This window comes from Dyadobacter sandarakinus, assembly GCF_016894445.1.
Classification (GTDB): Bacteria; Bacteroidota; Bacteroidia; order Cytophagales; family Spirosomataceae; genus Dyadobacter; species Dyadobacter sandarakinus.
This window is the reverse complement of the sequence record NZ_CP056775.1, coordinates 4,440,539-4,462,932: the sequence shown is the minus strand read 5'-3', so window position 1 is coordinate 4,462,932 and position 22,394 is coordinate 4,440,539. Positions and strand designations below refer to the sequence as shown.

Sequence of the window (22,394 nt, the reverse complement as noted above, 5' to 3'; positions counted from 1 at the left end):
AACTTACCTCAAAAGGAAGATTATTCACCTGCTTTATTATTTTACGTAAAACAAAAGACTGCTACCATGAAGCCAGCAACATTCTGGGTAAACCATTATAACCTGCTGCCGCATCCGGAAGGCGGCTACTATACAGAATCGTACCGGGCTTCGGAAGTAGTCGCACACCAAGCCTTGCCCGGCAGGTTTTCCGGTGACCGGGTTTATTCCACAGGCATTTACTTTCTGCTCGAAACGCATGATTTCTCTGCTTTTCACAGGATCAAGTCTGATGAAATGTGGCACTTCTATGCCGGGGGAGCACTGGAAATTTTTGTGATCAATCCTGATACAGGTGCATTACAGGTGATACGCCTCGGAAACGAGCCCGGGCGCGAAGAAGTTTTCCAGGCAGTAGTACCGGCCGGAAGCTGGTTCGCATCCAGGCCGGCGGAAGGTACAGTCTATGCGCTGGTGGGCTGCACGGTGGCGCCGGGATTTGATTTTGCAGATTTTGAAATGGCACAAAGTGCAGCACTGGTGCAGGATTTTCCCCGGCATGCTGCACTCATCGAGGTACTTACGCGTTCCTGACCGATACTAGTACCCTACACTTGTATCATCTCCGCGCGGGTCGGAGCCGCCTTCGAGTGACCCGTCCGGTAATACCAGTATGCAGTCCATTCTCCCGATCGTGTTACGCTGCTGTTCCAGGAAGTAACCTTTACCCTGCAGATTTTTGATCGTTTTTTCTGAAAAGGCATTTGCCTCGAAGGTCGTCAGGTCGGGTAGCCACTGGTGGTGAAATTTCAATGCATTCACTGCCTGCTGCATTGTCATGCCGTGTTCAAGCACATTAAGGATCGTCTGGTATACAGATGTGATGATCGTCGAGCCACCCGGCGTACCCACTACCATCAGCAGCTTGCCATCTTTTTCAATGATCGTGGGGGTCATGGACGAGAGCATTCTTTTACCCGGCGCAATCGCATTGGCCTTGTTGCCGATCAGCCCGTACATATTGGGCGTACCTGGCTTAATGCTGAAATCATCCATTTCATTGTTCATGAAAAATCCCCCGCCTTTGATCACCACCCTGCTCCCATAACCTCCATTCAGCGTTGTGGTGACGGCGACGGCATTACCATCTTTGTCTACGATAGAAAAATGCGTGGTTTCCAGACTTTCGTATCCCGGCAGCACGCCGCCGCTGATATTCTTACTGTCCGTCGCCTTGTCCCAGGCAAAGTCGCTCCATCTTTTCTGAAGATAGCTCTGGCTCATGAGCGTTTCTGCCGGCACTTTCACAAAATCCGGGTCTCCTAAAAACTTGGCACGATCGGCATATACCCTTCTTTCTGCCTCAATCATCACCTGTATGGCGGAGTCGCTATGCCAGCCCCATTGCCGCAGTGGAAAAGGTTCGGTCGCACGCAGCAATTGTACCAGTGCAATACCTCCGCTGGATGGAGGAGGCATGGTGATAATTTTGTAATTCTTGTACGGCTCCGTAATGGTATTCCGCCACTGTGCATGGTAGTCGCGCAGGTCCTGGCGGCTGATGATGCCTTCCCCTTTGTAGTTGATATCCTTTACGAGCTTCCGGGCTGTTTTACCATTGTAAAATCCGTCACGTCCCTTTTTTTGTATTCTTTTCAAAACTCCCGCCAGGTCTTTCTGCACCAGCAGGTCACCCGCGTTCCACTCACTGCCATCGGGTTTGATAAAGTATTTTGTACCCGGATTCAGGTCCAGCAGGTCCTTTTTAATCGCATTGAGTCCGCGGGCTTCCCGCTCGGTTTGCACAACTCCGTTTCTTGCCAGATCAATAGCCGGCTGCAGCAGCTGCTTCCACGGCAATTTTCCATACTTTCGGTGTGCCTCAAACATGCCATCTACTGAGCCCGGAACACCCGAAGCCAGCCTGCCCAGCGTACTTGCTCCCGGCACCACGTTGCCATCTTTGTCCAGGTACATGTCTGCATGCCCCTTCCCGGGCGCTTTTTCACGAAAGTCAATGCTGTAACTTTTACCATCCTTTTCACGCAGTACCAGAAATCCCCCGCCTCCCAGGTTCCCGGCCGAGGGATGTACTACGGCCAGTGCAAATTGTACCGCCACCGCCGCATCCACTGCATTCCCGCCGGCTTTCAGTATGTCTGCGCCTACTCGGGATGCGGCTGGATGGGCTGATGCGACCATGCCGTTTTTGGCAATGACGCCGGGCTGGTCACTGTAAAAAGGTTTCTGGGTGGGATCGTCGGAAAGGAACTGGTAAAAGCCTGTAGATTCCCGGACTGGCGCTTGCGCAGCCAGTGTAACAGGCAGCAGGGTAGCCAGCAGTGCGGTATAGCGAAGGATCATGATGGTGTCAGGTGTTTATGTTGTAATTTAAGAAATATGGTGAAAGAGGAAATTTCAAATGGGTTTTTTAGAATCATTTCCTTTAAATGTGAAGTAAAAAGCAGCCGGCAGCCCGGCCGGTTCATAGGCGGTTTGCGGCCTTTCATACCATTTTGCTTCTGTAAGGGGTATATTGCATTTAACTTTTGAACACAAGTTGTTATTGATCAAACAGGTATGAAGTTAATCCGGCAGGTTCTCGAAAGCTTCCGTTTTGCCTGGCAGGCACTCAAGTCGAATATTACGCGCACCATTTTGTCGCTGCTGGGCGTAACTGTAGGAATTTTTGCGATTGTGGCCGTGTTCACCATCGTTGATTCACTCGAAAAAAGCATCCGTGACAGCCTCAGCTTTATTGGCGACAAAGTTATTTATGTTCAAAAATGGCCCTGGGGATTTGGTGGCGAATACCAGTGGTGGAAGTACTTCCAGTGGCCCGAGCCCACATATGCCGAGTACAAGTACCTTTATGAAAACCTTGAAAGTGCCAGTGCTGTTGCCGTGATGGATTTCCGTGGCGGTACTACACTTAAAAACGGATCAAACAGCATTTCTGCCCAGCTTCAGGGCGTTTCCTACGAATACAATCAGATCTCTGAAATTCCGATTGGCACAGGCCGCTATTTTATTCCCCTTGAAACCACCAATGCCCGCAATGTGGCGATCGTGGGAGCAGAGATCGCCGAGGCCCTTTTTCCGGGGCAGGATCCGGTTGGTAAGGCCTTCAAACTTGCGGGCAATAAGTTTACTATCGTGGGGGTGCAAAAGAAAAAAGGTGAAAGCCTTGTCGATTTTGGGGGTAGTCCCGATAAAATGTGCATTATCCCGTTTGCCTCTTTTTCAAAACTGTTCCAGTCCGGCCGCCGGACCGCCGACATTGTGGTAAAGGGCTATCCCAATGACGAAGGAATGAAAGAAGTGGAAGCAGAGATTACCGGACTGATGCGAACCAAAAGGGGCATCAAGCCTAGGGCAGAAAGTAACTTTTCGCTCAACCGTCCCGAAGCTGCCGCTGATGCAATCTCCGGGCTATTTGCGGTACTGACGCTGGCAGGCTGGGTGATCGGCAGCTTTTCTATCCTGGTGGGAGGCTTCGGCATTGCCAATATCATGTTTGTTTCGGTCAAGGAACGTACCAACCTGATCGGCATTCAGAAGTCGCTGGGAGCAAAAAACTATGTCATTCTGCTGCAATTTCTTTTTGAAGCTGTCATGCTGAGTCTTGTGGGCGGAACGGTAGGCATATTTTTGGTATACCTCTTATCGTTCCTGCAGCTTGGTTCACTGGTAATCCTGCTGACACCCGGCAACATCCTGCTGGGACTGGGTGTGTCCAGTGTGATAGGGGTGCTATCGGGTATTATCCCTGCTATGCTGGCCGCACGCATGGATCCGGTAACCGCAATCCGGTCCAAGTAGGAAAAGTTAAACTGAATTGCGAAGTTCGCTCATCTGTCAACTCTCAAAAAAATCGTCATGCGTAAATGGGTTATTTTTGCCGTATTCCTGGCCATTGTGTTCGGCATTCTTTATTATCTCACATTCGGATATTACAGTGAAGGCAAGCGGGGGGGATTTGTAGTGAAAATGAGCAACCGGGGATATATGTTCAAAACCTATGAGGGAGAGCTGCGTACCGGTGGATTTTACGAGGGAGATGGTACCATGAATTCTTCCGAATGGATTTTTTCGGTGAGTGGTAAAAATAAGGATGCGATCACAAAGCTGGAAGAAGCAATCAAAACAGGGCGCAGGGTGTCCCTGACTTACGAAGAGAAGTTCTTCACATTACCCTGGAATGGAGATACAAAATATTTTGTGACCAATGTGGAGGTGCTCGACAGTCCTTTGCAAAATGGTCTTCCCAATGCACGGCCCTTGCCGGAACCTACCGAAATTGATACAAACCAGGTAAACTGAGCCGGACTAACCTCCGGCTTTTTTTGCCTTATACCCTTTGCCTGCGAGCCAGGCTACTACCTTGTCGCGCTGGTCACCCTGGATCTGTACTTCACCATCTTTTGCCGTACCGCCGGTTCCGCATACACCTTTGAGCAGCTTGCCCAGTGCTTCCAGGTCGGCATTGGTACCTATAAAGCCCTTGACAACCGTGGTAATTTTGCCGCCTCCCTTACGTTCCAGCCAAATGCGCAGATCCTGGCGTGCAGGTTCCAGTGTATCAGGTTCTGCCTGGCTGTCGTCCTGATATTCAAAGGTCGGGTCGGTGGAGTATACAACCCCTGAACGGTTTTTTTTAGACATACATTTAAAACAAATCAGGTTTTTAAATAATTACCCTAAGGCTTTTTGGCTTGATACTCACTTCAATGCGGCTGGTACTTAATTGCAGTGGCTCTCCGTCATAGTGTATCAGCGGCGGCTGGGTAGTTTCAACAACAGCATGAGTGGCTTTTTCATAATCAATATAACGGGAAGTCCGCATTTGTCTGGTAAAAAGCTGGTAAGCCAGCGATGTACCGTACCATTTGGGAAAAGGCTTTATCCGGCAGATATCCAGTTCCCCGTCCTGAAGGTCTGCCTGGGGCGCAACCCATGCATTGTTCCCAAACTGACCGGCATTGGCAAACGATAGCGAAAATGCATTGATCTCCACACCATTGAGGCGGTACGACTGCGGCCTGTACGACCAGTACGATTCAAAGGAAACCTTCATGTACGTTGACAATCCACGCGCAGGCTGCTTGCTGAAACGGTAGCCTACGTAGGCATCAAAGCCCATACCAGCCGTACAAAAAAACGGGATATGATTGATCAGGGCAGTATCAATCGTTGTGACCTGGCCCGTGAAAAGTCTTTTGAGAGCGGCATTAAGTTTCAATGGTATGCCGAGGTGGCGTGCCAGCCCGTTCCCCGAACCAAGTGGAAGGATACCGAGCGGAATAGCTTGTCCTACAAGAGGCTGTGCAATCTCATTGATCGTCCCGTCGCCGCCTACGGCCACAATGGCCTTCCAGGGTTCGCGATGCATATGCTCGCTCACCAGCGTGGTGGCATGTGCGCGCTCCTGCGTAAACAATACCGTAGCCCGCGAATTGTAGGTTTGGGCCATTTCATGTACCGCCTTTTCAATCAGCCGGCTGTTCCTTCCCAGGAATGTCCCTGAGTGAGGGTTCAATATGAACAAATAGGGCTGCTCCATCATGAAAACGGGCTTGTGAAAGCCCTTTGGCAGGCATAGTTTCGGCCTGTACGCTTTTAAATGACGATCTTTAACGTATATTAGTTGAAGATACTGTTCTGTAAAAGTCTTAAAAATTTATGAGAAAGCGGCTTTATATTCTGCTCCTGCTATTGTTTCCGATGGCTGTACAGGCCCAGTCTGCGGCAGACAAGCAGGTTGTACTCGGTATATTAAACCGGCAGGTCGATGACTGGAATAAAGGGGATATTGCGAGCTTCATGAACGGCTACTGGAAATCGGACTCGCTGATGTTTGTGGGGAAAAGCGGCATCACATACGGGTACGATGCTACTTACAGCAACTATCTGAAACGCTACCCCGACCGGGCGACGATGGGTAAGCTCAAATTTACGTTCCTCAACTTTTCATTTCCTGGCAAAGACGTCGCTTTTGTCGTTGGAAAATTTCACCTGACCAGGCCTGAGAAAGGTGATCTGGAAGGTCATTACACCTTATTGTGGCGTAAAATAGATGGCCGCTGGGTGATCGTTTGTGACCACACCAGCAGCTGATTTCCTATATTTTCTTAAAGTGCAGCAAGGCATTTTTGGCAGGCTTCGAACTGTCTGTTACGGTATTTACCACCAAGGTAAGTTCCGTGTCCGTCTGCATTCTTTTAAATGATTCGCTGGCGGTACCCTGCGTGAGCGTAAGACTGTCGCCTTCCACCTTCCACTTGGCAGCAGCACTCACCGGAATGAACGTGCCGATCGCTGTAACAGCAGCCTCACAATCTGCAGTGGTCAGGGAGTTATCTGCTTTAAATGTCACTTTCAGCATATACAGGCAAGGTACTACTGCCTCTGCAAATGCAAGCTCGGGGATCGTGGTGCCCGCAGTTTCCGGAGTAATGGAAGTAAGCTGCCAGGTACCGACAATCGGATCGGTATTTACAACAGGATCAGGCTCTTTATCATCATCATCATCCTTGCAGGCCATAAACGTGCAGGTCATCAATACAAAAACAAAAGCGAGCCATCTGTGCAAGGAACGGGTTGTGCTCATCATGAAATTTTCTGGTTAAACGGGACTAAAATAATGGACTGGGAAACAGTTTATAAAAGTACTTCTAAAATGCATTCAAGCGTTGTTGGTACTTACAAAAACGAACGCATCCCGGATTGCCGCATTGTAAAAAGCTGTGCCAGATCAAACTTTTTTTTGACGCAAGGCGAAAAGCCGTATATTGCTCGTTTACAAACACATATTAATATTCAATTTAAGTAATGAAAATTTCAATATTCAGATTGGGTCTGATGGTTTTGGCCAGCTTCGGCTTCCTCGATGCATCAGCACAGGAACCTGCCAAAAAATACGATCCGCACGTACTTTTTCATCCATTGTTCAACTTCCAGCCTGGAAACGAATACCGCACCGGAAGTGGTGCACCGGGACCCAAGTATTGGCAGAACCGTGCCGATTACAAAGTAAATGTGGCACTGGAAGAAGATAAAGGCATCATCAGCGGCGATGTTGAGCTTACTTACAAAAATAACAGTCCTGAAAATCTGGAATTTATCTGGCTCCAACTCGACCAAAATGCATTCAATGAAAAGTCCAGGGGAGGTAAATCAACGCCGATTACGGGCGGGCGCTTTGGTAATATGGGTTTTTCAGGAGGTGACTCACTGAAATCGGTAACAATCCAGCAGGGTAAGGACAAATTTGTAAATGCGGACTATGTGGTTACCGACACACGCATGCAAATCCGCCTGGCCACGCCCTTAAAAGCCAATGGAGATGTGATCAAAATCAAAATTGCATATTCGTTTAAAATCCCAGAATACGGCTCCGACCGGATGGGAACACTGGAAACTAAAAACGGCATCGTATACGAGATGGCGCAGTGGTATCCGAGGGTAGCGGTTTTTGACGACATCGAAGGCTGGAACCTGCTGCCGTACCTGGGTGCCGGTGAGTTTTATCTGGAGTATGGCGATTTCGAGTACAATGTTACCGTACCCTGGGACCATATCGTAGTAGGCTCCGGCGAACTGCTTAACCCAGCCGAAGTACTTACAGCCGACCAACGCAAACGCCTAGCCGAAGCTGCCAAAAGTGACCAGACTGTGATGATCCGGTTGCCTGAAGAAGTGACAAATCCTTCATCCCGTCCTAAACAATCGGGTACCCTCACCTGGAAATTCCGCTGCCTGCAAGCCAGGGACATTGCCTGGGCGAGTTCTAAGGCATTTGTATGGGATGCTGCGAAAATGAACCTGCCCAAAGGTAAAACAGCGCTGGCTCAGTCCGTATACCCTGCTGAGGACGGCGGGCTTGAAGGCTGGGGCCGGTCCACGGAGTATGTAAAAGGCTGTATCGAATTTTACTCCGGCTATGTACACGAGTACACATATCCGGTTGCTACCAATGTGGCCGGTATCGTAGGCGGTATGGAATATCCGGGTATTGTATTTTGCAGCAGCAAAAGCCGCAAAGACGATTTATGGGGTGTAACCGACCATGAGTTCGGCCACAACTGGTTCCCAATGATCGTGGGGACCAATGAGCGGAAATATGCCTGGATGGACGAAGGCTTTAATACCTTTATCAACTTCCTCTCAGCTGATAACTTCAATAACGGGGAGTACAAAACTGCGCAGATGAACGATATGCACAGACTCGCTCCATTGATCTTCCGTCCGAAGGCGGATCCTATCCTGACCATCCCCGATGTGATACAGAATGTAAACCTGGGCTGGGAGGCATACTACAAGCCTGCGATGGGATTAAAAATGCTGAGAGAGCAGGTGCTGGGCAAAGACCGCTTTGACTATGCATTCCATACGTACGTACAGCGGTGGGCATTCAAGCATCCTACTCCGTACGATTTCTTCAGGACTATGGAGGATGCTGCGGGTGAAGACCTGGGATGGTTCTGGAAAGGATGGTTTTTTGAAAACTATAAGCTCGATCAGAGTGTGAAGGATGTAAGCTACGTAGAGCAAAACCCGCAGAAAGGGTCTTACATCACCATTGAAAACCTGGATCAGCTGGTAATGCCGGTGAAGGTGGATATTGAAGAGGTGAGCGGCAAAAAAACGCGTGTAGAACTTCCGGTTGAAATCTGGCAGCGGGGTGGAAGCTGGACTTTCAAAGCAGCTACGCAGCAGCCAATCCGCTCTGTAACTGTTGATCCGGACCGCGGCTTACCGGATGTTAACCCCGAAAACAATGTTTGGAAGCCGGTTACGGCTAATGAGCCTGAGGTAAATTAATAAGGCACAGATAAAACAAATACAGCCTGAGTTTTGAATTTCCGGTACAAACCGGAAGTCCGAAGCTCAGGCTGATTCTTTATATCGTAATCAGCATGGCACCATAGGAGTAGCCACCGCCAAAAACGGTAATAACAATGTTTTCGCCTTTTTTAAATTTCTCCTTATTCTCGGAAAGTGCGATTGCACAGCCTGCACAACCTGTATTGCCAAGGTACTGAATATTGGAAATCAGCTTCTCGGCCGGAATGCCGAGCGTATTGATCACATTCAGGCTGATCCGGTGGTTGGCTTGGTGCGGAATCAGGTAATCGAGGTCGTTAATGGTCAGTCCGCAGGCTTGCAGCACCTGCTGGCTTACTTTCGGCATGTAGAGGCAGGCATTCTGAAATACATCCCGGCCAAATGGCATGACAACCCCGCGATCATTGGGACGCAATACTACGGCTTCTATGGCTTTTCCGCTTGTTGCCGCACCACCCGTAATCAACTTTTTAATGGTCATGTCCGAGTCGGTCTGCCGCTCCTTCGAGATCAGCATGGCCGAAGCACCATCGCCCCAGAGGTGGCCCGAAACCGTATCCATTTCATTGTAATACGCGGTATTATGGTCGGAAACGACAACAAGTGCCTTGGAAGCTTTTCCCATCGCAAAGTAACCTTCCACAATTTCAATCGAATTCAGCAAAGAGGAGCAGGCCGAAGAAATGCTGATTACAGGAATGTCGGGAATCTGAAGCTGATGCTGAACTGCGTGGGCGAGGGTTACAATGGTATCATAGGGCGTATACGTGGCTCCTACGATCAGGTCAATTTCATTTTTACTGTAAGGAATGTTCTCAAGGAGTGATTCAACTGCTTTCATAGCCATGGTGGAGGTATTCTCACCCTCACCTGCCTTGCGTCTTTCCGATATTCCGGTACGTTCTACTATCCACTCGTTAGACAGGTTATTCAGATTTGTAAAATATTCATTACCAATAACTTCGCTTGGTAAATAATGACTAACTGTATTAATATACATGATTGAGAAGTTGACTTCGCAAGCTACGATTCTTTTTTATTCCGAAAGTTAAATATTTCGTAGAAATCGTAGCACTTCATATTTGAACAATTCAATAATTGATTTTAAAAATTATAATAAATGCCAGGCCGTTTTCTTGTTGTCTATCAGTCTAAATGTTCATAGAAAGATAGTAAAGTCTGCTGCTCAGCTTTCCAGTTATAATTTTCTTCCACGGCCTTCCTGCCATTCCTGCCCATTAATGCTCTTTTTTCAGGATCCCGGATAAGTTCCAGAAGTTTCTCCGCCAGTGCATCCGCATCGTATGGAAATATACAAAAGCCACATTCCGAACGTTCCACTACGTTGCGGTAAAGCGGGAAGTCCGAAGTGACTACGGGAATGCCCATTGCCATATATTCGAACATTTTGGTCGTATACGACTCCGGATAGTCGGCAACGGGTTTCAGGAGCGCAATGCCGGCGACCGCCTGAGCTGCTACTTTCATCCACACCTGCTGATCTGTAAAACCGTAAAACAATAGATTGTTACACACAGCCTCATAGCCCGGCAGCTGCCGTACAACTGACTCATTTACGCGCAGCGGACCGAAAAAGTGCATCGTAAAATCTGGATAATGCATTTTTATTTTTTCCAATGCCCTAATCAGAACATCCAGCGAGCGTTCCATGGAGATGACACCGGCATAAACAAACTGCGGAAACGAGCCTGGCACACTACCGTTTTTCCATTGATCAATCTGTGGTAGTGCAGGATAATTATGAACGATCGCAGGCGTATAGGTCAGGTTTTGGTAGGCTTCAAGGTAAGCATCGTCGGTAAAAATCAGGTGAAACCGGGAGCGGGCTGCCTGATCAAAATACCGGAAAGCCCTGCGGTAAATCCAGGCCCGGTTGAATTTCTTGATTGCAAATTTCTTAAAATAATTTTCCTGTACCTCATACACGATCGTGCTTCCGAGCCACCGGAACAGCATGGCAAGTGGAATAAGTTCGGGTACAAAAATGTGCACCGTATGCGGCCGCAGTCGCCAGTACATGCGCAGTACGGCCGGAAAGGTTACCAGGATACGCGAAAAAAGATATTTGTGGACAGGCAGGGATTGCACTTGTATCAGCGGCCCGAAAGGTTCCGGCGCACCAGGCAATGCGCAGGTCACCCTGTACTTTCCGGCCAGGACAGGTGCCACTTTATAGATGATCCGGGGATCCCGGGCGGGATGCACCGTGCTCAGCAGCAGCACTTTTTTCATATCAGCCCGGCAAGTTGCCAAATGCCAGGGCTACACGGTTTGCGCCCGCATCCAGCAGCTCCTGAATGGTAGTACCAGGCCCGTTAAATACACTGAGGCGTACATTGGCCGGAAGTATGGACCTGATTTTACTCACCACCTGAATGCCATGATCAGCAGGGAAAAACCCGGAAGCAGTTTTGACAAAGTCAGTACTTGCCTCGGTGCAAAGTTCGCAGGCAGTGTACAGGTCAAAACTATCGAGCAAACCCGTTTCAATGCATACGGTCAGCAACTTGCCTCTGTCATGAACAAGTACTGCAAGCTGCCGCAGCTCTTCCCGGATACTCAGGTAGGCCATCGATTTAAACTGCGAAATATTGAGCGATACCTGGATTTCGTCTGCACCCTGGGTCAATGCTTCATCCGCTTCGGCAAGTTTGGTACGGGTTGTAGAATATCCGAATGGGAATCCCGCAACCGTGATGATGTTGATTTTGAAAGGGCAAAATTCGAGCATTTCCTTTGCGTAGGCCGTGAATGTGGGCGCCACTGCTATGGCACCGAATTGCCGGATCCAGGCATCTTCACATAATTTCCGAATGGTAGTTTCGCTGGCGCCGGCTTCGAGGCAGGCATATTCGATAGCAGCAGGATTCATAAGGCGGTTTAAAATAAAAACCCTGCCGGCTGACAGGGTTTTACACATATGCTTTTAAAGGGATCAGGCTTGCTCAGCTTCGTCCGTCGTTGTTTCGGGAGAGGCTTCTTCCGTTTCAGAGGCTACAAACAGCTCAGGAAGGTGTTTGGACAGCAGATTGTACCAGGTAATTACCTTCTTGATGTCGGATACATACACTTTGGTACGGTCAAATTCAGGCAATACCCCATCCAGAAACTCGATCAGTTCCTTGTCTGATGCCGATTTTACCTGAATGTCAACTTCTTCGCCATGTTGCTCACGAATGGTCAGAAACACATCCGACAAGGCTACGGATTCTTCAGCACCATCTGTAAAAATGGACACGTCTTTCAAAACTGAAACTCTTGCCGTAGGACCGATCAGCGATTTCTCGTGTTTTTCGTCCAGACTTTCCACAATAACACCCGCCCGGCTGGGTTTAAGAATGCGGAAAAGGCCGCCTTTTCCGGAAACATTTGCAATTTCCTTCAACAAATCCATTCCGGTATTCTCTACTTTATCACTCATCCTTTTATTGCTTTAATGTTTTTTGTTTGGACAGGCTCGTACTCAAATTTTTGCGCAAAATAACGTAAAGATTGCCCGCTAACCAAACCCCGTTCAATTTGTCTTCTGAAACGTACGGTTATAATTTTCTATTGTTTGGAGCACCGCCTCTGCTCCCTCGCGCTTTTCGGCGGAAGTAATAAACATAGGCGGGACCTCGTCCCAGGTTTCCTGCATTTTAGCATTGTAAGCCGCTACCTGGCTGGCTGCCTGGCTGGGTTTCAGCTTGTCAGCTTTGGTGAAAATTACGTGAAAAGGGATACCTGCCTCGCCCAGTGCCTCCATGAATTCAAGGTCGACCGCCAGCGCGCTGTGACGGATATCGATCAAAACGAACGTGCAGATCAGGTTTTCACGGTTATACAGGTAATCATGGATCATTTTTTCCCATTTTTCGCGCTCTACCTTGCTCACTTTGGCATAGCCATAGCCGGGAAGGTCCACGAGGTACCATTCCTGGTTGATCAGAAAATGGTTGATCAGCTGCGTTTTTCCGGGTTGCTGTGATGTCTTTGCCAGGGATTTTTTGTCAGTCAGCATGTTGATGAGCGACGATTTTCCCACATTCGAGCGTCCTATAAATGCATATTCCGGCAGGGTTGGCGGCGGACATTTAAGGAAATCCGAATTGCTCATTACATAATGCGCATCCTGAATTTTCATGGTATTTAGACGTTGGTATCTGTGCGAAGTTACTTTTTCTTTTTTACACGATCCTGAAAAAACCAATATGGTACACTTGTCACACCTGTATTTTGTTTGGTATCAAACATTGTATTGAACAAAACAATCAGGTATTTTCGTTAATAGTAAGTTGAAACCGAAACTTGATTTGAAAATGGGAATTCTTAAAAAATGGTGTCTCCTGATGGCTCTTGCCGTATTCAGTGTTACTGCGGTACATGCGGCTGACAAAGGCAGGAAAGAGGTGGCCGGTAAAGAAACAGGCATTCAGTTTATGGAAGCCTCCTGGGCATCAATCCTGAAAAAAGCCAAAGCCGAAAAGAAAGTGATTTTTTTTGATGCCTATACAACCTGGTGCGGACCTTGCAAGATGTTGCAGAAAAACGTTTTTACAAGAACCGATGTGGCTGATGTTTTTAACAAGAACTTTATCAATGTAAAGTTTGATATGGAAAGCGGCGAAGGACCTGCACTGGCAGCCAAATACCCGCTGGAAGGTTATCCAACGTTATTTTTTATTGATCCTGATGGCAAGATCGTACGCCAGGTGATCGGGTATCAGCGCCCTGAGGAACTGATCAAAATTGCAAAGTCTATCAAGAAAGTGCCGGGAGCATAATCCCGTTCCACTATAAAAATCAAAAGTCCCGGCGCTGGCCGGGACTTTTTTTGTGCTTATTCGTAATAGTTGGGGACCCGGTGACCGCTGCTTTCGAGCAATCTGTCTTTCCTGAATAAAAGAACATCCGCAGCCACCATATCCTGTACCAGGGCTTTCAGGTCGTATTTTGGTTTCCAGCCCAGCTTTGTCATGGACTTGGTAGGATCACCGATCAGCAGCTCCACCTCGGTAGGGCGGAAATAACGCGGATCTACCGCCACTACCTCCCGGCCGGTTTCAATCTGGAAATCGGGATGACTGCACTTTACTACCCTGGCAATCTCATCAACGTCGGTTCCGCTGAATTCTACCTCAATCCCTACCTCTGCAAATGCCATTTTTACAAAATCACGGATGCGGGTAGTAACACCCGTCGCAATCACAAAGTCTTCGGGAACATCCTGCTGTAAAATCAGCCACATTGCCTCCACGAAATCCTTGGCATGTCCCCAGTCGCGCTGGGCATCCAGGTTGCCAAGGTATATTTTATCCTGTAATCCCAGGGCAATCCTGGCTACGGCACGGGTGATTTTGCGGGTTACGAAAGTTTCACCCCGGAGCGGCGACTCGTGGTTGAACAAAATCCCGTTTACCGCAAACATATCATAAGCCTCCCGGTAGTTCACCGTAATCCAGTAGCCGTAAAGTTTAGCCACCGCATAAGGCGACCGGGGATAAAACGGTGTACGTTCTGATTGGGGCACTTCCTGCACAAGTCCGTACAGCTCGGAGGTAGATGCCTGGTATATCTTGGTTTTCTTGGTCAGGCCGAGGAGGCGCACGGCTTCCAGGATACGCAATGTGCCGATTCCATCCACGTTGGCGGTGTACTCGGGTTCTTCAAAGCTTACCTGCACGTGCGACATGGCACCCAGGTTATAAATTTCGTCAGGCTGAACTTCCTGGATGATGCGGATGATGTTGGTAGAGTCGCTCAGATCACCGTAATGCAGCCTGAAACGTATGTTTTTCTCGTGCGGATCTTCATAAATATGGTCAATGCGCTGCGTGTTGAACAACGAGCTGCGGCGCTTGATGCCGTGCACTTCATATCCTTTTTCCAGAAGAAGTTCAGCAAGGTAAGAACCGTCCTGGCCGGTAATTCCGGTAATTAGGGCTTTTTTCATAAATGTGCTGGTATGTATATGTGGATAGACTTTATCCGGTTTTAGTGAATCAGCAATGTAACAGACTTTAATTACTTTCAGAAGGAAGACTTACCATGAGGCTTCTTTTAATGTCCACCCTGTCGGGAAGGATTACCGCTGAGGAATATTGATCACGGATCAGTTCGAGATATTGCTCTGCATCACTGCGATAGATGAAGTCGCCTACTTTCACGCGGTAGGTTGGCTGCGAGTACGAAATGTAAGGATTCAGATCGGGGAAAAACTGATAAACGTACGTTTTAGCGCCTTCGGCTTCCTGCCGTACATTGCCTACATAAATCTGTATCCTGAAACCATTGATGTAGCGTATCGCCTTGTTCTGCCGCGCCATGGTATCCAGGGCGGTATCCAGTTTTTTATTAATGTACAGAGGCTTGTCGAGATTGGCTGCCGGGGCTGGCTTGTTCACCGGGGCGGCCGGTGCTTCGCTTTTTTTACCAACAACCGGCTCTACATATTCAAAGCGGGGCCTCACGGCCGAGAGGTTTTCATTGTAATCCGAACCCAAGGAGCTTACGGCAGCTTTCCTGCTGCAACCCGAAAGTATGATCACACCAAGATGCAGGGCCCACAAAAATTTCTTTTCCAGCGTCATATTCCTGAATCCGTCTTCCTATGCCTACAAACTTAAACAAAATCGGATGATTCACCATAACACGTAATTTTTCGATGTAATACCTAACTTTACCACAGTTTAAGCCGATTTTCATGCAGGTATTGTCCCATTTTCCGCTCACCAACCTCAACACCTTCGGGCTTGAAGCGGAAGCCCGCTACTATGCCAGAGTAACCTCCGCCGGTGAGCTCACAAGCCTCCTTCGGGATGCCCGGTGGAAGGATTTTCCAAAATTTGTTCTGGGCGGCGGCAGCAATGTACTGCTGACACGCGATATCAATGCACTCGTTATTCAGCCGGATATCAGGGGCATTGAAGCAGTAAAAGAAACAAACGAGACAGTCTGGCTGAAAGCAGGGGCAGGCGAGGGCTGGCACAGCTTCGTCATGTATTGTGTAAACCACAATCTGGCAGGCATTGAAAACCTGTCGCTCATTCCGGGGACTGTGGGTGCGGCACCCATGCAGAATATCGGCGCCTACGGGGTGGAGGTAAAAGATGTAATCGAAACCGTAGAGGCTGTATCGCTTGACAGCGGAGAGCTCCGTATTTTTTCGGCCTCCGAGTGCCGGTTTGGCTATCGCGAGAGTATTTTCAAGCATGAGCTGAAAGACCGGTACATTATTACCGCCGCTACTTTCAGACTGAGCCGGAAGCCCGAATTTCATGTAGAATACGGTGACATACAAAAAACTTTGGAGACCATGGGCGTCACTGAACTCTCTTTGAAAGCAGTCAGTGAGGCCGTCATGCATATCCGCCGCAGCAAGCTCCCCGATCCCGCCGTAATCGGCAATGCAGGTAGCTTTTTCAAAAATCCCGAGATAACGCGGGAAGATTATGAAAAATCAAAAGCACTTTTTCCTGACATGCCGGGCTATCCGCTGGAAAATGGAAATGTGAAAGTCCCGGCAGGCTGGCTTATCGAAAAGGCCGGCTGGAAAGGCTATCGCGAGGGTGCCATAGGCGTGCACGAGCGGCAGGCGCTGGTGCTGGTCAATTACGGAGGCGGGAGGGGAGAAGACCTTATTGCGCTGTCCCGGAAAATCCAGTCGTCGGTAAAACAGCAATTTGGCATTCAGCTGAATGCCGAGGTGAATTTGGTTTAAACAACTCCTATGCAACCCAGAAAGTTATACACGACGCTATTCCTGCTTGCGCTTTTTATCCTTGTTTTTTTCCTGAAAGAGCAGTTTACCGGGCCCCTGTACCAGGACGAATTTCACTACCTGCCTACGGCGGTATATTTCAGTTCCGAGCCGCTGCCTTCCATTCACCTGCTGCAAAGTTACAATGAGCTCAACACCCCGGTACCTTTTATGCTGGGTGGATGGGTCATCCATTTATTTGGAGAAAACATTCAGTACCTGCGGCTGCTGACTTTCGTAACCAGCTTCCTGCTGCTGATGGTGTTCGTATGGAGTAGTCCCGCGCAATCGCGCCGGTACTGGCTTTGCCTGGCAGGATTAATGATCTTCCCCAATTACTACCTGTGCAGCGTGTACTACTACACCGATATTTTTGCGTGGATTTTTGTGCTCTCTGGAATTGTAGCGTACATCCGCCACAAACATTTCTGGGCAGCTTTGTTTTTCATTCTGGCCGTCAGCAGCAGGCAGTATATGCTCGCTTTTCCGGCGGCTATTGTGGGTTATGAGTTGCTGGGGAACATTGAAAAAACCAGGAGCGTACAACTTTTGATCGGCCGGGCTCTGCAGAACCGGACCTGGATTTACTATGCCATAGCCGTACTCAGCATTGTACCCTGGGTTTTGCTCTGGAAAGGTCCTGCTCCTGCGGCAGTGATGGCGGAGCAGCATTATGATTCGGACAAGCTGGTACAGTACAACTTTGGTTTTGTGCTGTATGCATGCGTTTGCCTGGCTGTGTATTATGTGATACCGGAAGTCCTTTTCACGCGTAAAGCTTCTTACTTCATCAGCTATCCACGCAAATATCCACGTCTTTTTGTAATATTATTGTTAATAATCAGTGCCATCGTAGTATTTTTTCCTGCCAGGCAGGCGCATAATCCCTACTTTACCTGGCCATACCTGGGCTATGTTGACCAGCTTTTTATGACCATAGGTATTCAGGGTTTTGTAAAACAGGTTTGCTTCGGAATACTGATGCTGGTTACGCTGATGCGGTTTATTTCGCCGGGTTTCAACCTGGCATCCTGGATGTTTGTAGTCAATACGCTGCTGCTGGGTAAGGCTCAGCTGTCGTGGGATAAATACTCGCTGCCCGTAATTATGGCATTGTGGTTCCTGACGATGTTTGATGAGCATTGGTTATTGTCGGAAAAAGAGGAACAGCCTGCTGCTATAAATGTGCCGGGCGCTCGCTGAGGAGGTTGGGTCTAAAAAGTTTTGAATGAAATGAATTTTACAAAAATCGGCTGCATGGCAGCATTATGGGTTTTATGTGCGGGAAACACCTTCGCACAACGCTTTTACGCTGTTGTTTTCAATCAGCTGCCCCGTGATTTTCAATTGTACGCGCGGAGCGACAATGATACAGCCACTGTACCAATTGCAGGAATAATTGAAGCGGCCGGCTGGGACCACATGTCCGTGGTAACTTACCGTAACAAGGAGCAGGTGGCTTATGACAGTGTGAGGCTTAATTATGGAACTGCATCTTCCGCCACCTTCCAGCTCAACCCCAGGATCAAAGCCGAAATGGCCGACTACGACTTTGAGGTGTATGCGTGTAAAGAAGCGGATTCTGTACTTGTTGTAAAGCGGACAGAAGTAGTGGCGGGAGACTTTTACGTGATCAGCGGGCAATCCAATGCAGCCGCGGTACATTTCGGGAACTGGTCGAGCAAGTATGCACGTACCATCGCCCGTATGCCCGACGCCAGCCCCAATGTAGGTTTTGGCGACACGCTCTGGATTGCATCCAACTGGTCGTGGCCGTATGCAGGCGCATGGAGTGTGGAAATGCAGCGCCTGATCCTGGAAAATGATAGCATTCCTACCTGCGTGATCAATGGTGCATTGCCAGGATCGTACATCGCCGGCCATGTAGACCGGAATGCAAACGACATCGCCAATTCATCCCTGTACGGCCTGCTGTACCGCCGCATTAAAGTAGCCAGCCCGACGCGGATCCGGGCATTTATCTGGTACCAGGGCGAACAGGAAGCATTGGAAAACATTCAGAACTACCAGGCCCAGTACGACAAGCTTTATAATTACTGGCGGGGTGATTATCCGCAAGTTGAAAAATACATTGTCGTTCAGATCCCTGTGTTGTTCAACCCTTACTATTATGCCGGTACTATCCGCGAATTTCAGCGGAAAACCAAGTATACGTATGAAAAAACGGATCATTTCAATGTGATGGGCCTGCCGTACTTTGACGGGATCCATTATGATATCAAGGGCTACCAGGAGCTTGGAAAGAGGTTTTACAACTACTTTGCAAATACCATCTACCGCTCTGTCAATGACCCGAATACAGCATGTCCGGATGTCAGAAAAATTTACTACACCTCGGACAAAAGAGATGAAATCACGCTCATGTACGACAGTCTGCAAACACTGAAATGGCCGGCTGATACGCTCATGGATGATGTTAATAATGTCAAATTCACCAAAAGCCTGCGCGACGTTTACTTCTTTGATGGAGACGAAACACGGTCTGCCGGAATACTTTCGGGAACAGCCCAGGGAAATATTGTCAGGCTGAAAGTAGCGGCAGGTACCTCGGCTGAAAAGCTCACCTACCTGCCTGCCTACAAAGGGGAGAAAGTCCGCGTCTACTATGGTCCTTTTCTGAAAAACAGCAGAGGGCTGGGTGCATTTTCATTTCAGGAAGTACCGATTGCCGCACCGCTTGTTTTTTCTGTTTTTGAAGCTAAGGAAAATCTTTTTTCCACGGTCAATGTCACCTGGGCATCTTCCGGGGCGGATACCTACGTGCTCGAACGCAAAGCGGAGGATGAAACCGGGTTTTCCCAATTAGGAAACTTCAATGCCGCTACACTTGCCTATGAAGACAAGGATGTGGTACCGGATGTTACGTATATCTATCGTATCCAGGGATTTAGTGCTGCCGCTGAGTCGGTCATTATGACGGATACCATCAAAACGGCTCCCTTGCTGTCGGTTGAACCTTCGCAGCAGGATCTGGTCTGGCAGATATACCCTAATCCGGCAGCAGAGCAGCTGGAAATCAGTTTTCGTAATCCCACCACAGGCACCGTGACACTGGCCAATGCAAAAGGGCAGGGTGTGCAAAGCAAAGCATTGGTGGCGCAAACCAGCTTGCGGCTCAATTTATCGGCATTACCGGCTGGCATTTACATTGTATCGCTGATTCAGAAAAACGGAATTACAATGAGCAGGAAGTTGCTAAAAAAGTAAGTACCGATCAAAAGCAAGAGCCGGCCCGTGTCATCACAGGCCGGCTCTTGCTTTTAGATCAATGGAAGGAAAAACCTGTTTTACCCAAACAATCCGTACCGTACAATGCAGTACAATGCGCGGAAACCGTCTTTCCAGTTAATTTTCTTACCCTCTTCGTAGGTCCGGCCGTAGTACGAAACCCCTACTTCATAAATGCGGATTTTCGGAACCCTGGATATTTTGGCTGTAACTTCCGGCTCGAAGCCGAAGCGTTTTTCGTGCAAAGTGAGTTTTTTAAGCAAATCCGCCCGGAACAGCTTGTAACATGTTTCCATGTCGGTCAGGTTGAGGTTGGTGCACATATTGCTCAGGAACGTCAGGAACTTGTTCCCGATCGTATGCCAGAAAAACAGGATCCGGTGTGCATTACCACCCATGAACCGCGAACCGTAAACCACGTCTGCATAGCCATCAATTACAGGTTTCAGCAGAATGTTGAACTCTTCGGGATCGTATTCCAGGTCGGCATCCTGTACAATAATATAGTCGCCCGTAGCACGGCGGATGCCGGTGTGCAGGGCAGCACCTTTTCCCTGATTGTACTCATGCCGGAAATAGCTTATTTCCAGCAACGGATTTTCCATGATAAAACGGCTGGCGACGTTCTCGGTATTGTCTGTGGAGCAATCGTTAACAACGACGATCTCCTTCTGAAAACCGCCTATCAGCTCTACGGATTTAAGCTTTTCCAGTACTTTCCAAATCGTTTTCTCTTCATTGTAAGCAGGAACAATTACCGATAATTTCATCAGGACCTAAAATCTTTATTGCGTTCAGTATGGATTGCACGTTAGTCAAAGCACAACGATGCAGCTCCAAGCAACCCTGCATCATTGGCCAGGGTGGCTCTTTTTATACTTATCGTTTTCAGATAATACGGCGTCAGCCAGTATTTAAACCGATCGTTAATGGCTGGCAAGATATATTCAAAAGAAGCAGAAATCCCGCCTCCGATCAAAATAGTTGTAATATCGAGTATACGGACCATTGATACGAGACCTTCTCCCAGGAGGTATCCCATTTCGAAGAAAATCTGTTTGGCGAGCTCGTCGCCGCCTGCTGCTGCGGCTACAAGTCCTGTGGTTGAGATTGTGCCGTCGGATGGAAGGACCGTTTTTCCGGTATAGTTGGCGCGCATGTTGTTGGCCATATCCAGCAACTCTTTCTTACCGATGTTGCGTTCCAGCACCTTACCGTTTTTGCTGGGCACGTGGCCGGGCTCCATTGCATTTCCGCCGCCGCCTTTGAACACTTTTTTATCAATAATCGCCGCGCCGCCGATACCGGTACCCAGCGTCACGAAAATGTAGTCCTCAGGAAGCTTGTCTTCGCCAAAGTAGTACTCGCCCAAAGCAGCTGCATTGGCATCATTTTCGAGAAAAAAGTCGTGATTCGGAAATCTTGTTTTCAGGTCTGGAACAATGGCGATACCGTCTATTTCCGGAATGGCGGTGATCTCGATCAGGGTAGTCCGGTCGCGGGTGGTAAGTCCGGGAACTCCGATTCCCACTTTTTTAACTTCCGGATATTCAACAAGCTGTAAGGCAATTGCATCACCCAACCGCTCTATAAAGTGCCCTGAACTACGCCAGCTGGCGGTATCGTGACTGTAAAAATTTGATATTCTGCCATCCGTAGCGTCAACGATCCCCATTTTTACGTTAGTACCGCCTACGTCTATACCGAGGTATTGTTCCATGAACTGAAATATGGGTTTAATAAATAATTTTAAAAATGCGGCAATTTAGCAATTTTGATTTACTGTTTGCGAATTAATCCAAATCTCCAAGCTGCGGGCGAATGAGGATTTCTTCCACCACCGCCCTGTAAGAGAGCTGACTGGCTGCCCACACAGCCTCAGCTACATCATTAGGATCAATAAACCTCTCTGCAGGCAGGTCAACACCATTCCAGCTGTCGGTCAGGGTAGCGCCCGGAAGTACAGCGGTTACCTTTACCTGGTATGTTTTCATTTCTTCGCGCAAGGTCTTTGTCATACCATAAAGCGCAAATTTGGAAATCCCGTAGGCGCCTCCATTGGGATATGCAGTAATACTTGCCGTAGAGCATATATTAAAAATATGGCCCTTACGCTTGTCCATCATGCCGGGTACGATGCCGCGGGTAATGTAGTAAGCACTGTACAGGTTCGTCTCAATGGTTTTTTCCAATGTACCTTCCGGCTCATTGTGGATTTGTCCCGGATAAAAGACGCCCGTATTGTTGATCAGTACCTCTGGCGTTTGTTGTTTTGATTGGACAAAAGCGGAAAATGCGGTTACCGCATTCCGGTCAGACAGGTCTGCTGCCTGGTAATCCAGGTGTGCTGCGGGGTAATGTTCCTGCATGTTACGCTGCAAAGCAGCAAGTTGTTCCGCATTCCGGGCGCAGGTGATAATATCGTAGCCGCCGGCCATAAAACGTTCAATCAATGCCCGGCCGATTCCCTTCGTCCCGCCCGTAATAACTGCCAGTGGATTCATTTTTCTGATTGCTTCTTTTTTTGCCTATTTTTCCCGAAAATATTGAATACAATCAG

Annotated in this window: 23 protein-coding genes; 9 read left to right on the top strand and 14 right to left on the bottom strand. The window is 48.5% G+C overall.

Features of this window, described 5'->3' with window-relative positions:
- The first annotated feature begins 66 nt into the window (after positions 1–66).
- The gene (locus tag HWI92_RS18155) at positions 67–573 is read left to right on the top strand and encodes a cupin domain-containing protein (RefSeq protein ID WP_204657906.1); all 507 of its coding nucleotides are present in this window, start codon (positions 67–69) and stop codon (positions 571–573) included.
- Positions 574–579: 6 nt separating this feature from the next.
- On the opposite strand, the gene ggt is transcribed toward HWI92_RS18155, so the two are convergent.
- The gene (gene ggt, locus HWI92_RS18150; protein WP_204657904.1) at positions 580–2,343 is read right to left on the bottom strand and encodes a gamma-glutamyltransferase; all 1,764 of its coding nucleotides are present in this window, start codon (positions 2,341–2,343) and stop codon (positions 580–582) included.
- A gap of 216 nt (positions 2,344–2,559) precedes the next feature.
- Here ggt and HWI92_RS18145 point away from each other — a divergent pair, with 216 nt between their 5' ends.
- Both HWI92_RS18145 and HWI92_RS18140 read left to right on the top strand, forming a co-directional pair.
- Positions 2,560–3,801 (top strand): ABC transporter permease, encoded by a 1,242-nt coding sequence (locus HWI92_RS18145; protein ID WP_204657902.1) that lies wholly within the window; start codon positions 2,560–2,562, stop codon positions 3,799–3,801.
- A gap of 57 nt (positions 3,802–3,858) precedes the next feature.
- Positions 3,859–4,302: a DUF8785 domain-containing protein gene (locus tag HWI92_RS18140; protein ID WP_204657900.1), complete on the top strand. Its 444-nt coding sequence runs from the start codon at positions 3,859–3,861 to the stop codon at positions 4,300–4,302.
- Between the two features lie 6 nt (positions 4,303–4,308).
- On the opposite strand, the gene HWI92_RS18135 is transcribed toward HWI92_RS18140, so the two are convergent.
- Together HWI92_RS18135 and HWI92_RS18130 are read right to left on the bottom strand one after the other, a co-directional pair.
- A complete protein-coding gene (locus tag HWI92_RS18135) occupies positions 4,309–4,644 on the bottom strand; it encodes a translation initiation factor (protein WP_204657898.1) in 336 nt (111 codons plus the stop codon).
- Between the two features lie 22 nt (positions 4,645–4,666).
- Entirely contained in the window at positions 4,667–5,545 is an 879-nt protein-coding gene (locus tag HWI92_RS18130; protein WP_229248243.1) for a diacylglycerol/lipid kinase family protein, read from the bottom strand.
- Positions 5,546–5,661: 116 nt separating this feature from the next.
- Between HWI92_RS18130 and HWI92_RS18125 the strand changes: the two genes are divergently transcribed.
- Complete coding sequence (locus tag HWI92_RS18125; protein WP_204657896.1) at positions 5,662–6,096, top strand: YybH family protein; 435 nt, start codon at positions 5,662–5,664, stop codon at positions 6,094–6,096.
- A gap of 4 nt (positions 6,097–6,100) precedes the next feature.
- On the opposite strand, the gene HWI92_RS18120 is transcribed toward HWI92_RS18125, so the two are convergent.
- Entirely contained in the window at positions 6,101–6,592 is a 492-nt protein-coding gene (locus tag HWI92_RS18120; protein ID WP_204657894.1) for a lipocalin-like domain-containing protein, read from the bottom strand.
- A 218-nt stretch (positions 6,593–6,810) separates the two neighbouring features.
- On the opposite strand from HWI92_RS18120, the gene HWI92_RS18115 reads away from it, so the two are divergent.
- A complete protein-coding gene (locus HWI92_RS18115) occupies positions 6,811–8,802 on the top strand; it encodes a M1 family metallopeptidase (protein WP_204657892.1) in 1,992 nt (663 codons plus the stop codon).
- Between the two features lie 79 nt (positions 8,803–8,881).
- On the opposite strand, the gene HWI92_RS18110 is transcribed toward HWI92_RS18115, so the two are convergent.
- From HWI92_RS18110 to yihA, 5 genes are all read right to left on the bottom strand, one after another.
- Entirely contained in the window at positions 8,882–9,826 is a 945-nt protein-coding gene (locus HWI92_RS18110) for a 3-oxoacyl-ACP synthase III family protein (protein ID WP_204657890.1), read from the bottom strand.
- Positions 9,827–9,972: 146 nt separating this feature from the next.
- Complete coding sequence (locus HWI92_RS18105) at positions 9,973–11,079, bottom strand: glycosyltransferase (protein ID WP_204657888.1); 1,107 nt, start codon at positions 11,077–11,079, stop codon at positions 9,973–9,975.
- A 1-nt stretch (position 11,080) separates the two neighbouring features.
- Positions 11,081–11,719 (bottom strand): deoxyribose-phosphate aldolase, encoded by a 639-nt coding sequence (gene deoC / locus HWI92_RS18100; RefSeq protein ID WP_204657886.1) that lies wholly within the window; start codon positions 11,717–11,719, stop codon positions 11,081–11,083.
- 63 nt (positions 11,720–11,782) lie between these two features.
- On the bottom strand, positions 11,783–12,268 hold the full coding sequence (locus HWI92_RS18095; protein ID WP_204657884.1) for a DUF5606 family protein: 486 nt from the start codon (positions 12,266–12,268) through the stop codon (positions 11,783–11,785).
- Between the two features lie 93 nt (positions 12,269–12,361).
- Positions 12,362–12,970 (bottom strand): ribosome biogenesis GTP-binding protein YihA/YsxC, encoded by a 609-nt coding sequence (yihA, locus tag HWI92_RS18090; protein WP_204657882.1) that lies wholly within the window; start codon positions 12,968–12,970, stop codon positions 12,362–12,364.
- A gap of 205 nt (positions 12,971–13,175) precedes the next feature.
- Here yihA and HWI92_RS18085 point away from each other — a divergent pair, with 205 nt between their 5' ends.
- Positions 13,176–13,610: a thioredoxin family protein gene (locus tag HWI92_RS18085; protein WP_204657880.1), complete on the top strand. Its 435-nt coding sequence runs from the start codon at positions 13,176–13,178 to the stop codon at positions 13,608–13,610.
- Positions 13,611–13,666: 56 nt separating this feature from the next.
- Here HWI92_RS18085 and gmd read toward each other — a convergent pair whose 3' ends face one another.
- Positions 13,667–14,779: a GDP-mannose 4,6-dehydratase gene (gene gmd / locus HWI92_RS18080; protein ID WP_204657878.1), complete on the bottom strand. Its 1,113-nt coding sequence runs from the start codon at positions 14,777–14,779 to the stop codon at positions 13,667–13,669.
- A gap of 67 nt (positions 14,780–14,846) precedes the next feature.
- Positions 14,847–15,416 (bottom strand): SPOR domain-containing protein, encoded by a 570-nt coding sequence (locus HWI92_RS18075; RefSeq protein WP_204657876.1) that lies wholly within the window; start codon positions 15,414–15,416, stop codon positions 14,847–14,849.
- Positions 15,417–15,529: 113 nt separating this feature from the next.
- Between HWI92_RS18075 and murB the strand changes: the two genes are divergently transcribed.
- From murB to HWI92_RS18060, 3 genes are read left to right on the top strand one after another with little or no spacing between them, the layout of a single operon-like run.
- On the top strand, positions 15,530–16,546 hold the full coding sequence (gene murB, locus HWI92_RS18070) for a UDP-N-acetylmuramate dehydrogenase (protein ID WP_204657874.1): 1,017 nt from the start codon (positions 15,530–15,532) through the stop codon (positions 16,544–16,546).
- A gap of 9 nt (positions 16,547–16,555) precedes the next feature.
- Positions 16,556–17,788, top strand: coding sequence for a hypothetical protein (locus HWI92_RS18065; RefSeq protein ID WP_204657872.1), 1,233 nt, complete (start codon positions 16,556–16,558; stop codon positions 17,786–17,788).
- A gap of 30 nt (positions 17,789–17,818) precedes the next feature.
- Positions 17,819–19,813, top strand: a complete 1,995-nt coding sequence (locus HWI92_RS18060) for a T9SS type A sorting domain-containing protein (protein ID WP_229248241.1) — start codon at positions 17,819–17,821, stop codon at positions 19,811–19,813.
- 80 nt (positions 19,814–19,893) lie between these two features.
- On the opposite strand, the gene HWI92_RS18055 is transcribed toward HWI92_RS18060, so the two are convergent.
- The 3 genes from HWI92_RS18055 to HWI92_RS18045 all read right to left on the bottom strand — a co-directional run bounded on the left by HWI92_RS18055 (position 19,894) and on the right by HWI92_RS18045 (position 22,338).
- Positions 19,894–20,604 (bottom strand): glycosyltransferase family 2 protein, encoded by a 711-nt coding sequence (locus HWI92_RS18055; RefSeq protein WP_204657870.1) that lies wholly within the window; start codon positions 20,602–20,604, stop codon positions 19,894–19,896.
- A 41-nt stretch (positions 20,605–20,645) separates the two neighbouring features.
- Positions 20,646–21,554: an ROK family protein gene (locus HWI92_RS18050; protein WP_204657868.1), complete on the bottom strand. Its 909-nt coding sequence runs from the start codon at positions 21,552–21,554 to the stop codon at positions 20,646–20,648.
- Between the two features lie 73 nt (positions 21,555–21,627).
- Positions 21,628–22,338, bottom strand: coding sequence for an SDR family oxidoreductase (locus HWI92_RS18045; protein WP_204657866.1), 711 nt, complete (start codon positions 22,336–22,338; stop codon positions 21,628–21,630).
- Positions 22,339–22,394 lie beyond the last annotated feature (56 nt).

Bases quoted from the DNA above. Each gene is read 5' to 3' on its own strand.
- HWI92_RS18155 (WP_204657906.1), top strand. From the start codon at position 67: ATGAAGCCAGCAACATTCTGGGTAAACCATTATAACCTGCTGCCGCAT.
- ggt (WP_204657904.1), bottom strand. From the start codon at position 2,343: ATGATCCTTCGCTATACCGCACTGCTGGCTACCCTGCTGCCTGTTACA.
- HWI92_RS18145 (WP_204657902.1), top strand. From the start codon at position 2,560: ATGAAGTTAATCCGGCAGGTTCTCGAAAGCTTCCGTTTTGCCTGGCAG.
- HWI92_RS18140 (WP_204657900.1), top strand. From the start codon at position 3,859: ATGCGTAAATGGGTTATTTTTGCCGTATTCCTGGCCATTGTGTTCGGC.
- HWI92_RS18135 (WP_204657898.1), bottom strand. From the start codon at position 4,644: ATGTCTAAAAAAAACCGTTCAGGGGTTGTATACTCCACCGACCCGACC.
- HWI92_RS18130 (WP_229248243.1), bottom strand. From the start codon at position 5,545: ATGATGGAGCAGCCCTATTTGTTCATATTGAACCCTCACTCAGGGACA.
- HWI92_RS18125 (WP_204657896.1), top strand. From the start codon at position 5,662: ATGAGAAAGCGGCTTTATATTCTGCTCCTGCTATTGTTTCCGATGGCT.
- HWI92_RS18120 (WP_204657894.1), bottom strand. From the start codon at position 6,592: ATGATGAGCACAACCCGTTCCTTGCACAGATGGCTCGCTTTTGTTTTT.
- HWI92_RS18115 (WP_204657892.1), top strand. From the start codon at position 6,811: ATGAAAATTTCAATATTCAGATTGGGTCTGATGGTTTTGGCCAGCTTC.
- HWI92_RS18110 (WP_204657890.1), bottom strand. From the start codon at position 9,826: ATGTATATTAATACAGTTAGTCATTATTTACCAAGCGAAGTTATTGGT.
- HWI92_RS18105 (WP_204657888.1), bottom strand. From the start codon at position 11,079: ATGAAAAAAGTGCTGCTGCTGAGCACGGTGCATCCCGCCCGGGATCCC.
- deoC (WP_204657886.1), bottom strand. From the start codon at position 11,719: ATGAATCCTGCTGCTATCGAATATGCCTGCCTCGAAGCCGGCGCCAGC.
- HWI92_RS18095 (WP_204657884.1), bottom strand. From the start codon at position 12,268: ATGAGTGATAAAGTAGAGAATACCGGAATGGATTTGTTGAAGGAAATT.
- yihA (WP_204657882.1), bottom strand. From the start codon at position 12,970: ATGAAAATTCAGGATGCGCATTATGTAATGAGCAATTCGGATTTCCTT.
- HWI92_RS18085 (WP_204657880.1), top strand. From the start codon at position 13,176: ATGGCTCTTGCCGTATTCAGTGTTACTGCGGTACATGCGGCTGACAAA.
- gmd (WP_204657878.1), bottom strand. From the start codon at position 14,779: ATGAAAAAAGCCCTAATTACCGGAATTACCGGCCAGGACGGTTCTTAC.
- HWI92_RS18075 (WP_204657876.1), bottom strand. From the start codon at position 15,416: ATGACGCTGGAAAAGAAATTTTTGTGGGCCCTGCATCTTGGTGTGATC.
- murB (WP_204657874.1), top strand. From the start codon at position 15,530: ATGCAGGTATTGTCCCATTTTCCGCTCACCAACCTCAACACCTTCGGG.
- HWI92_RS18065 (WP_204657872.1), top strand. From the start codon at position 16,556: ATGCAACCCAGAAAGTTATACACGACGCTATTCCTGCTTGCGCTTTTT.
- HWI92_RS18060 (WP_229248241.1), top strand. From the start codon at position 17,819: ATGAATTTTACAAAAATCGGCTGCATGGCAGCATTATGGGTTTTATGT.
- HWI92_RS18055 (WP_204657870.1), bottom strand. From the start codon at position 20,604: ATGAAATTATCGGTAATTGTTCCTGCTTACAATGAAGAGAAAACGATT.
- HWI92_RS18050 (WP_204657868.1), bottom strand. From the start codon at position 21,554: ATGGAACAATACCTCGGTATAGACGTAGGCGGTACTAACGTAAAAATG.
- HWI92_RS18045 (WP_204657866.1), bottom strand. From the start codon at position 22,338: ATGAATCCACTGGCAGTTATTACGGGCGGGACGAAGGGAATCGGCCGG.